This is a genomic window from Pseudorhodobacter sp. (genome assembly GCF_030452865.1).
Taxonomy (GTDB): Bacteria; Pseudomonadota; Alphaproteobacteria; order Rhodobacterales; family Rhodobacteraceae; genus Pseudorhodobacter.
This window is the reverse complement of the sequence record NZ_JAKDLJ010000371.1, coordinates 1-3,452: the sequence shown is the minus strand read 5'-3', so window position 1 is coordinate 3,452 and position 3,452 is coordinate 1. Positions and strand designations below refer to the sequence as shown.

General features: G+C 56.5%; 4 protein-coding genes. All 4 read right to left on the bottom strand.

The features are described from left to right. Positions 1–193: dihydrodipicolinate synthase family protein (locus tag L0H65_RS16510; RefSeq protein ID WP_301460285.1), on the bottom strand; the 193-nt coding region annotated here is incomplete at its 3' end. A 95-nt stretch (positions 194–288) separates the two neighbouring features. Beyond that, complete coding sequence (locus tag L0H65_RS16505) at positions 289–1,464, bottom strand: L-rhamnonate dehydratase (protein WP_367652009.1); 1,176 nt, start codon at positions 1,462–1,464, stop codon at positions 289–291. Between the two features lie 22 nt (positions 1,465–1,486). After that, positions 1,487–2,500, bottom strand: coding sequence for a 4-hydroxythreonine-4-phosphate dehydrogenase PdxA (locus L0H65_RS16500; RefSeq protein WP_301460282.1), 1,014 nt, complete (start codon positions 2,498–2,500; stop codon positions 1,487–1,489). Then, positions 2,497–3,452 (bottom strand): TRAP transporter large permease (locus tag L0H65_RS16495; RefSeq protein WP_301460281.1); only part of this gene is annotated, 956 nt, incomplete at its 5' end. The genes L0H65_RS16500 and L0H65_RS16495, both read right to left, overlap by 4 nt.

Sequence of the window (3,452 nt, the reverse complement as noted above, 5' to 3'; positions counted from 1 at the left end):
ACAGCCGCGTCAGGGTTTCACGTTCGGCATCCGACAACAGGAATTGTTCGGAGTAATTTGCTAGAATGCAAATCCCATCCGCACCTTGATCGATTATGCAGTCCAAAGCGCGGCGATTGCCCTCAAGGTCGAGGGTGCCATCATCGTGAAACGGGGTCGGCGCGACAGGCCAAATTCCGGAATAATCTTTCATGGTGTTACATAGCTCACTTTAATTTGGATATTGAAGCAGCGGGCATGGCCACAGGAAACCAAACCCGTCGATTAGGGTGCGCAAGGCGAACAAAATCATTCCGTTATCTCGAAATGTTTCAGATGCTTATCTGAAATTGAAATTCCCAGCCCGGGCAGGTTGTCATCCAATTGCAGGAACCCATCGCTTGCCTCTGGATCGCCGTCAAAGATGTAGTAGAACAGCTCATTGCCGACCTCTACATCGTAGACGGGGAAGTATTCCGACATCGGGCAGTTCACATTGGCCATGGTCAGATGATAATTGTGCATCTGACCGGCATGCGGGATCACCGGCACCTGGAAGGCCTCTGCGATTGCATTGATCTTTTGCGCCGCTGTGATACCGCCGACCCGGTTGGTATCATATTGCAACACGCTGACGGCACCGGTGCGCATCAGATCGGCACAGCCAATAACCGAAAACTCATGCTCGCCACCCGAAATCGGCACGATATTCATCGCATTGAGTTCGCGATAGCCGTTCACATCATCCGCGATGACAGGCTCCTCCAACCAACGCGGCTCATATTTCGCGAGCTTGGGCAGCATCCGTTTGGCATAATCAAGGTTCCAACCCATGTAGCATTCCAGCATGAGGTCGGTGTCATAGCCGATCACCTCGCGCACCGCCTCAACGCGTTTCAGGTTCTCGCGCATGCCAGCCATCCCGTCCTTGGGACCATAGCCGAAGCGGGATTTGAAGCCTGTATAGCCGCCTTTCAGCGCCTCTGCTGCTTCGCGCTGCATGGCGTCGATGTCGCCCGCGTAAAGCTTGGAGTAATAAACCGGGATCTTTTCCTTGGTGCGCCCGCCTAACAGCTTGAACACCGGTTTGCCTGCCAGTTTGCCCATCAGATCCCAGATCGCGATGTCGATTGCAGAGATGGCAGTCATGCCAATGCCCTTGCGCCCCCAAGCATGGCTTCGGCGATACATCTTTTCCCAGATATAGGCATTGTCAAACGGGTCTTCGCCGATCACCAACGGCGCGAACCAGTCATCAATCGCCTTCTTCACGATGGTCGGGGCCAGCGCCGCGTTGCCTATGCCGATAGTGCCATCATCCGTTTCCACTTCGCAGGTTAACCACTGGTGAAAACGGAAAGACGACATCGCATCGCCTTTGAGCCAAAGCGCATCTGAGGCGTTGGTGCAAAAATTCCCTTGGGGCGGCACGGTCGGGCCGGTCCAGTTCCAAACACGGGTGCGAACGGATTTGATTTTCATTATTCTGGTCCAATTGATTGGTGTTTTAGGTGTGGCGGCGGCGTTGCCCCATGGTGCAGGCAATGTTCCAGGCGGCCCGCATCGGGCCGACATTGGCGCATCCTTTGCCCCGGATATCGAAGGCAGTTCCATGCGCCGGTGTTGTGATCGGGACGGGCAAACCGCCTTGCACCGTTACACCTTGCCAGAACCCCAGAAGCTTGATCGCGATTTGCCCCTGATCGTGGTAGAGCGTGACAATGGCATCCAACTCTTTCGCCACGGCCTTTAGAAAGATGGTGTCGGACGGATAAGGCCCCTCGACCGGCAGTCCCAGCGCCCGCGCGCGTTTGACAGCCGGAGCGATGATGTCGATTTCTTCGGTGCCGAAATTGCCATTGTCGCCGTTGTGCGGGTTCAACCCACAGACGCCGATGCGCGGGTGGTCATGCCCGGCTTCGATCAAGGCGGCGTGGATGAGGCGTGCGGCTTCGATAATCTTGTCCTCGGTGATCAGATCGGCCACCTCACGCAAGGCGACATGGCTGGTCACTCGGCTGGTCCAAAGGCCCTCCATCCCATTAATCTCGGAAACCGTACCATTGTGGCCCAGCCGGTCCGCGAACCAATGCAACTCATCAGATTGCGCCATTCCGGCGGCATGCAGTGAGGTTTTGTTCAGCGGCGCAAAGACCAATGCGTCGGCCGCGCCCTTTGAAACCAAATCGAGCCCGAAACCCAAGGTTTCAAGGCAATGTCGCCCACCATCTGCCGTTGCTTCGGCCCGCGCCCAAATGCCTGAAGCTGGTGCAGTCCCCATGGGTAGGAAAAGCGGCCGTTCCGGGTTGTTGTTCAGCGCCGATGCGCTTGTAACCACGTCATACTCGAATGTCGCGCCAGCAATTGCCATTCCGTCGCGCAGTTCAGCCTCATCGCCGATGATCAGCACATCCGCTGCAGTGCGCGCGTCTTCGTCACCCAGCAGACGCGCCACAAGTTCCGAGCCAATACCAGCAGGATCGCCAAGTGTCAGAACGAGGCGAGGTTTCTCAGCTATCATTGAATATACTCCGTCAAAGCAAGGGATACCGAGGGCACATAGGTCACCAAAAGCAGGATGAACGCGAGCACGCCGATAAATGGTAAATTGGTGCGAGAGGTTTCCCAGATGCCGGATTTGGCGATGGAACAGGAGGTGATCAGCACCGATGCAACAGGTGGTGTTTGCTGGCCGATGGCCAGGTTCAACGTCACGATAATGCCGAAATGGACCGGATCAATGCCGACCGCCGTGACCAGCGGCATGACCACCGGAACCACCAGAATGATCGCGGCAGCCCCGTGTAGGAACATGCCAAGCACCAAAAGCAGCACGTTCAAAAGCGCCAGAACTATTAGCGGGTTTGTCGTCAGATGCGTGATCTGCTCGGCTAATTGTTGCGGCACCTGCGCCTGGGTCAAAAACAGCCCAAGCGCGGCGGAGGAGGCCACCAGCAACATGACAACGCCGGTTTGGCTGACGCCTTCAAGCATCGTGCGCCGAAGCCGTCGAACATCAAGGTCGCGGTAGACGAAAAGGCCAATGACCAGTGCTGCAACCACCGCAAGCCCTGCCCCTTCGGTAGCCGTCACAAGGCCCGAAAAGATGCCACCCAAGATGATGACGGGCATGGTCAGCGCCCAGAACGCTTCCCGAAAGGTCCGCGAAATATGTTTCAGATTAAAGGCTTCGCCCCTGGGCAAATCATAGCGCACGGCTAGGAAGTAAGTCACAAGCATCAGCAACCCACCCCCCAAAAACCCCGGAACAATCCCCGCAACGAACAGCTTGAGAACCGAAGTTTCCGCAATGGAGCCGTAAAGGATCATCGGGATCGAAGGCGGGATGATGATGGCGAGCGAGGCCGAGGATGACGTGATTGCCGCAGCCAGTGTGCGCGAATAACCGCGTCGCTTCATCTCGGGAATAAGGATTGTTCCAGTTGCTGCCACGTCTGCCACAGCCGATCCGG

What these genes read in the sequence shown, in the direction of transcription:
- L0H65_RS16500 (WP_301460282.1), bottom strand. Translation starts at nt 2,500, where the DNA reads ATGATAGCTGAGAAACCTCGCCTCGTTCTGACACTTGGCGATCCTGCT.